The following is a 6,694-nucleotide window of genomic DNA, read 5'->3' as shown; positions in this document are numbered from 1 at the left end:
CGTAACGCCGACTACTTCTTCCTCAAAATCAAAGCCGCGTTTCCCGGTAAAGTGCGATGAACCCGAAAATTGGCGTCCAACGCGGCGGCGGGATCGGCAGCGGCCAGCATCGTCGCAGCCATGGGGCCGCTGTCGGCATTGAAATAGGCCACCGGCAGCCAGCGCACGACGGCACCGGGGTGATCGGCGTGCAGATGCCGCCACAGCTCGGCATCAGACGGCGCGTTCGGATCGAAAATCACCTGAAAGAGCGGCGTCGCCCCGGCATCGCCGCCGGTGACGATGCCCCGGCCGCCGCCAGCACGGACGCCGCATCCGCCGGCAACGCATGGAACGTGACCGCCGGTCGGGCCGGCTTGGGTTTGGGCTTGGGAAGGAACGGCGTCAATTCGTCGATGCGCTGGCGTGTAAGCACGGCGCGTAGCGCATCGGCCGGCAGCCCCGGGTAGCGCTGGGCCGCAAATGCGACCCAGGCCTCGCGATAGTGCAGCCAGGCGCGTTCGGTCTTGCGGATGCCGGCATGGGTGACGGTCGTCCACGGCAGACTGTCGGCCGAACCATAGGGCCCGCGTTCGTCCGGTGCGGCATGCATGGCCATGATGCGGGCATAAACCGCGTTGAGCTGCTTGTCCGCCGCCGCGTAGTCAGCGGCCTTGTCAGTCGGCCACCGTTTCTTTTCAAGACGATCCAGCAGGTGCTCGAAGACCTGACGCAGGTGCTGTTCCTGCTCGATCTCGAAAGCGGCACGCGCCGTGCCGCTCAAATCGACTTCGTTGTCGCCAATGGTTCTGGCATAGGTTTGCTCGGCATGGCGCAGAGTCGAAAACGCCGAGCGCGCGGCCGGCGACATCGTCGTGGCAAGCCGCTCGATCCGCAGCTCGCGTTTCGCGCTCTCGATGGACGCATCGCGGGCGGCGCAGAGGCCGCCGGCAAAACCGCTGGTAATGTCGTCGCAGTAATCGAAGTCGTGGCCCTGCCAGTGTTCGGCCGCCAGTTTCTGCAGATGCAGGACGCGGCCATCCAGCTCGGCCGGCGCGCCGTGAACACGACAGGCCAACGCCGTGGCGAGATTCAGATCACGACGCGCGCCCATGCCGTTGGCATAGATCATCATCAACAGGCTGATGCCGGCGAACGGCTGGTCGCCGGCATCGTCGTCCGCGCCCGCGGCATGCACCAGGGCGCACTGGCGTGCGCGCTCGGGCTGGCGCGGCTCGCCGATGCCGTAATACAAGGCGGCGGCATCACAACCGGCCAGCGCCTTGCGCGTCTTGGCGTCGGGCCGGTCGGCGGCCGGCGGTTCGAGATCCTTCAGCCGCCGACAAACCGCCCTGGACTGGGCGAACTGGGGTTTCTGCGCGATCCGGCTGTCGTCATCCGCCCAGTTCCAGGCCGAGGCGATGCCCGGCAACAAGCACAGCCACATCGCCCCGCCGATCACTCGATGACTAGTGGGTCGCATCGTTGTCCTCCGCCAGTGGATCGAACCCGAAGCCATCCCCAATGGCCTGGAGAGTCGGCAACGGCCCCGGAGGCAAGCGACGGTGCCGCACCGTGTCCTTGTCATCGGACACAGTGCCGTGTCGAAGTTCAACGCGACGGGTCGTATAGTCGACGTGTACTTCGCGCGTGCTGCCATCCATGCGATGTACCGCCATGCTCTGGTAGGCGATCAGACGAAATGCGCCGGCGATCCAGCGAAACGTGAAGGCCGGCTGGAAGATTTCCGCGCCGAAACCGCCGAGGGCGATCTGCAGCGTGCCATCGGCAATCGCGAAATCGCTGGCCACGACGCCATCGATCGGATCGTTGTCGCGATCGTTCTCGACCCGCGGAATGAGCGTGTGATTGACGAGCACGCAACGAAAGCCACCATCCGTCCGGGCGAATAGAACCACGAGCATGCGCGGATTGGTATCGACCGGCGGACTGTCGTCGAACGGCATGCGTACACGCAGCGCCGGATCGTCGTCGTGCAGGATCAGCGCACGATCGACACGACCGTCGCCGTTGAGATCGCCGCGTGCCTGGCGCTCGATCCGCCAGCCGGCGGGCACGAAATCGGCGACCGCAGCCGCGGCGGCCGGCAGGCTTGGATAGCGCACCGGCGGCGCCTGATTGATGTCGCTGGCCGCCGCGGCGGCCAGCCCAATCCACAATAGGCTCGCCATCAAGCCGGCGCCGACCGAATCCGCCGCGCCACTGTTCATGGCAACGCGCTACGCGTGAAAAACACCAGTTTCAGGCCGATCGGCTTGACCGGGCCATTCGGCGAAGCAGCGGTAAGATTCACGCAACGGCCGGTTTTCGGACACGCCACGAGGCCGAAAAAACCAGGCTGGACTGTCTGTCTGCGAATCGTCCATCCCTGCCGCTCGAGTACGGGTGGATAGAACGCAGCCGCTTGGGCGGCGGTCACCCCCTGCAAGCGTGCCACCGGCATGAAGTTGCTCGCGGCCAGATCATGGGCATATGTCGGCACCGGAAAATCGCGCGGGATTTCCCTCGCCAGATCGGTATAGCCGGGGATGGACTCTTGGTTCGGGTGCCCGCCTTCGTTGCGGTCGAGCTGAGCCAGGGTGATCGTATCGGCCGCCGAGGCGACCCCGCCTCCCACGAGCATGGCGACCATCCACAGCCCACAGGCCGCAGCGAAAGAGCGCGCGACATCCCATCCCGAGGTTCGCATGAGCCGGCTCAGTGATTCATCGCCGCCTGGGCGCGCATATCCTGCTGAATAAAGCGATCGACTTCGGCTTTGTGCGCACGGACGAAATCGAGGTTGTGGCGGCTCACGCCGGCCTGCGCGTCGCCCCCCGCGCCGGGATACAAGGCCATGCGCGCGGTAACCAGCACCAGCGAGCCGAGCACGAAATCGCGCGCCGTCATGCCATGATGGGCCAGAATCGCATGCACGCCGGGCTCGGCATCCAGATGGGCGGTGAGCGCGCTCAGGGAGTCATTGCCCGACGCCGCACTGCCGCCGCTCTGAAGCGGCAAGACCTGCATCCGCACGCCCTTGGCGGTGGCTTCTCGCTTGACCGCCATCCAGCGATGCAGATAGTGGCTATCCAACTGAAAATCGCGGAACGCCGCCACATCGTCAGCTTCCGATGCCAGAGCAATCGATGCCCAGGCGCTGACCAGCAGCAGCGCGAACCCCCAGACGGTCAACACCGTCGCAACACCGACCCGGTTATGCATGTTCGAACTCCCTGCAACATGCTGAACCGCCCCCAAAGCGGCCCGAACTTTTATATTTGTCGATCGACCAACCACGGCACAAGAACCATGGACGGCGATCGCTATCTTTATTTAGCACAGTCGCCACGACCGTGCGAATCTGGGGTTCAATGATCGAAGGCAGCCGGGACGGCCCCGGCTGCCTTTTACATCAAGCCGGCTCGACGATCCGGGCTCGCATCCGCTGGGCGGCCTCGACCATGTTTTCCAACGCCGGCTTGACCTCGGCCCAGCCACGGGTCTTGAGACCGCAGTCCGGATTCACCCAGAGTTTTTCGGCCGGCAGTACGGCGACGGCTTTTTCCAGCAGCGCGACCATTTCGTCGGTGCTCGGCACGCGTGGGCTGTGGATGTCGTAAACGCCGGGGCCGATCTCGTTCGGGTAGGCGAATTTCACGAACGCATCGAGCAGTTCCATCTGGGAACGGGACGTCTCGATGGAGATGCAGTCGGCGTCCATTGCGGCGATCGACTCGATGATGTCGTTGAACTCCGAGTAGCACATATGGGTGTGCACCTGGGTATCGTCGCGCACGCCGCCGGCCGCGAGCCGGAACGAGGCCGCGGCCCAGTCGAGATATTCGTCCCAGTCGGCCCGGCGCAGTGGCAGGCCTTCGCGGAAAGCCGCCTCGTCGCACTGGATGGCCGCCAGCCCGGCCGCTTCGAGATCGACGATCTCATCGCGGATAGCGAGGGCGACCTGTTTCACGGTTTCGGATCGCGGCTGGTCGTCACGCACGAAGGCCCACTGGACCATGGTGACCGGGCCGGTCAGCATGCCCTTCATCGGCTTGGCGGTCCGCGACTGGGCATATTTCGACCACTTGACCGTCATCGGCTTGGGCCGCGACACGTCGCCATAGATGATCGGCGGCTTCACATAGCGCGAGCCGTAGCTCTGCACCCAGCCGAGCTTGGTAAACACATAGCCGGCCAATTGCTCGCCGAAATACTCGACCATGTCGTTACGCTCGAACTCGCCGTGCACCAGCATGTCGAAGCCCATGTCTTCCTGCATGGCGATGGCTTCGTCAATCTGCTGCTTCAGGAAGGCATCGTAGTCGGCATCCGACAGATCGCCTTTCTTGTGGGCGGCGCGCGCCTTGCGCACGTCACGGGTCTGCGGGAAAGAGCCGATGGTGGTGGTCGGGAACATCGGCAGCTTCAGTTTGGCCCGCTGCTGGCGTGCGCGCTCGGCGTAGACAGAGTTCCGCTGGTAATCGGTGGCCGTGAGCCCCGCCACGCGCTTGGCGACGAAATCGTCGTGGATGAGCGAGGACTCGCGCCGATCCGTCATCGCCTGGGCGTTGGCCTCGAACAGGGCCGAATCGACCTCGCCGTCGACCGCCCGCGCCAGCGCCACGATTTCGTCGAGCTTCTCTTCGGCGAACGCGAGCCAGGCGACGAGTCGCTGATCGAGCCTGGTCTCGTTGCGCAGCGTCACCGGGCTGTGCAGCAATGAACAGGCCGGGCCGACCATGAGCCGGTCGGCGCCGAGGGTATCGCGGACCTGCGCCAATACCGTCTTCGCCGCGGCCAGATCGGTCTTCCAGATATTACGGCCATCAACCATGCCGAGCGAGAGTGCGGTGTCGCCGGGCAGGCGCGCCGCTACGGCCTCGATCTCGCCCGCGCCGCGCACGCCGTCGATATGCAAGGCACTCACCGGCAGCTGGGTGAACAGCTCGAGATTGTCGCGCAGCTCGCCGAAGTAGTTCGTGACCATGATCTTGAGGTCGCCGACCCGCGACAGCGCGGCATAAGTCTTGTCGATCACCGCGCGTTGGGCATCGTTCAAGTCCAGCGAGAACACGGGCTCGTCGATCTGCACCCACTCGGCACCGGCCGCGGCCAACTGATCCAGGATCTCGATATAAACCGGAATCAGCTGATCGGCGAGCGCGAACTTGTCCAGACCGGAACCATCGGTGACCTTGCCGAGGGTGAGATAGGTCGCCGGACCGACAAGCACCGGTTTGGTGGTCAGGCCCTCGGCCTTCGCCTCGGCGAATTCCTCGAACACCTTGGCCCCGGCGAGCTTGAACGTGGTGTTCTGCGTGAACTCGGGCACGAGATAGTGGTAGTTGGTATCGAACCACTTGGTCATCTCGCAGGCGATGGCTTCGTCCGTGCCGCGGGCCATGTCGAAGGCGAGATCCAGATCGGCGTGCTCGCCGTCCCAGTCGAAGCGCGCCGGCACGTTGCCGACCAGGCAGGTCATGTCCAGAACCTGATCGTAGAAGGAAAAATCGTTGGACGGGATCAGATCGATACCGGCGGCGCGCTGTTTTTCCCAGTTCGCGCGCCGGATCTCGGCGCCGGCGGCCTCGAGCCCGGCGCGATCGAGATCGCCGGCCCAGTAGGCTTCGGTGGCTTTTTTCAGCTCGCGGCGTTCGCCGATGCGGGGAAAGCCAAGATTATGGGATGTCGTCATGGATGGTCGCTCCTGTCCTGCGTTATCGAACGCGCCTAACGGCGATCGATCGAGAGCTTAGGACGACTCAACGATGACTAATATTGGTATCTTTGCATCAATACATGAGATCCACTCATACATGATCGAGCGAATTCATCTACGGATTCTGCGCCAGATCGAACGCGACGGCTCTCTGACCGCGGCCGCCAAGTCGCTGCATCTGACGCAATCGGCCTTGAGCCATGCCATTCGCAAGCTGGAAGATCAGGCCGGCACCGCGATCTGGCGTCGGGAGGGTCGGCGTATCCGGCTCACGCCGGCGGGCGATTATCTATTGGCCGCAGCCGAGCGCCTGCTGCCACAGCTGGAGCGGCTGGATACAGTGCTGGCCGATTATGCCGCCGGGCAGTACGGCACGCTGCGCATCGGCATGGAATGCCACCCCTGCTATCGCTGGCTGCTCAAGATCGTCGAGCCTTATCTGGCGGCCTGGCCCGGCGTGGATATAGACGTCATCCAGGCGTTTCGCTTCGGCGGCATGGCGGCGCTGTTCAACCACGATATCGATATCCTGGTCACACCCGACCCGCTCACGAAGCGTGGCGTCGTCTTCGAACCGGTGTTCGATTACGAACAGGTGCTGGTCGTCGCCGAGGCGCATCGCCTAGCCGGGCGCGAATACGTCTCGGCCGAAGCGCTGGCCGACGAAGTGCTGCTGTCCTACCCGGTAGACCCGGCGCGCCTGGATATTTTCACCGAGCTGCTCGCGCCCCGACGCATCATGCCCCGCCAGCACAAGACGCTCGAATCCACCGACATCATGCTACAGCTGGTCGCTGCCGGACGCGGTGTCGCGGCCCTGCCGCGCTGGCTGGTCGATGAGTATCGGGAGACACTGGCGATTGTGCCGGTGCGGCTCGGCCGGTCCGGGATCGCCAAGCAGATTCACCTGGGCGTGCGACGCGACAGTCGCGAGGAGGCGCCGATCGCCGGCTTTCTGACCGCGGCTCGTGCCGGCCCGGCCTGAGGCCAGAC

General features: G+C 64.5%; 7 protein-coding genes. 1 reads left to right on the top strand and 6 read right to left on the bottom strand.

Annotated elements, in window-relative coordinates; all coding sequences use genetic code 11:
* Positions 1-11 precede the first annotated feature (11 nt).
* The 6 genes from C41B8_RS15370 to metE form a co-directional block, all read right to left on the bottom strand.
* Entirely contained in the window at positions 12-242 is a 231-nt protein-coding gene (locus C41B8_RS15370; RefSeq protein WP_037340175.1) for a hypothetical protein, read from the bottom strand.
* Positions 239-1,462, bottom strand: coding sequence for a lysozyme inhibitor LprI family protein (locus C41B8_RS15365; RefSeq protein ID WP_198025240.1), 1,224 nt, complete (start codon positions 1,460-1,462; stop codon positions 239-241). The genes C41B8_RS15370 and C41B8_RS15365 overlap by 4 nt, the downstream gene beginning before the upstream one ends.
* Positions 1,449-2,210 (bottom strand): hypothetical protein, encoded by a 762-nt coding sequence (locus tag C41B8_RS20725; protein ID WP_051883638.1) that lies wholly within the window; start codon positions 2,208-2,210, stop codon positions 1,449-1,451. The genes C41B8_RS15365 and C41B8_RS20725 overlap by 14 nt, the downstream gene beginning before the upstream one ends.
* A complete protein-coding gene (locus C41B8_RS15355) occupies positions 2,207-2,689 on the bottom strand; it encodes a hypothetical protein (protein WP_156962562.1) in 483 nt (160 codons plus the stop codon). The genes C41B8_RS20725 and C41B8_RS15355 overlap by 4 nt, the downstream gene beginning before the upstream one ends.
* An 8-nt stretch (positions 2,690-2,697) precedes the next feature.
* Complete coding sequence (locus C41B8_RS15350; protein WP_037340169.1) at positions 2,698-3,204, bottom strand: hypothetical protein; 507 nt, start codon at positions 3,202-3,204, stop codon at positions 2,698-2,700.
* A gap of 190 nt (positions 3,205-3,394) precedes the next feature.
* Positions 3,395-5,677: a 5-methyltetrahydropteroyltriglutamate--homocysteine S-methyltransferase gene (metE, locus tag C41B8_RS15345; RefSeq protein WP_037340166.1), complete on the bottom strand. Its 2,283-nt coding sequence runs from the start codon at positions 5,675-5,677 to the stop codon at positions 3,395-3,397.
* Between the two features lie 121 nt (positions 5,678-5,798).
* On the opposite strand from metE, the gene C41B8_RS15340 reads away from it, so the two are divergent.
* Positions 5,799-6,686 (top strand): LysR family transcriptional regulator, encoded by an 888-nt coding sequence (locus C41B8_RS15340; protein ID WP_037340162.1) that lies wholly within the window; start codon positions 5,799-5,801, stop codon positions 6,684-6,686.
* The last annotated feature ends 8 nt before the right edge of the window (positions 6,687-6,694 follow it).

The organism is Salinisphaera hydrothermalis C41B8, assembly GCF_000732535.1.
Classification (GTDB): domain Bacteria; phylum Pseudomonadota; class Gammaproteobacteria; order Nevskiales; family Salinisphaeraceae; genus Salinisphaera; species Salinisphaera hydrothermalis.
The sequence above is the reverse complement of the archived record's forward strand: the minus strand, read 5'-3'. Positions and strand labels throughout refer to the sequence as shown.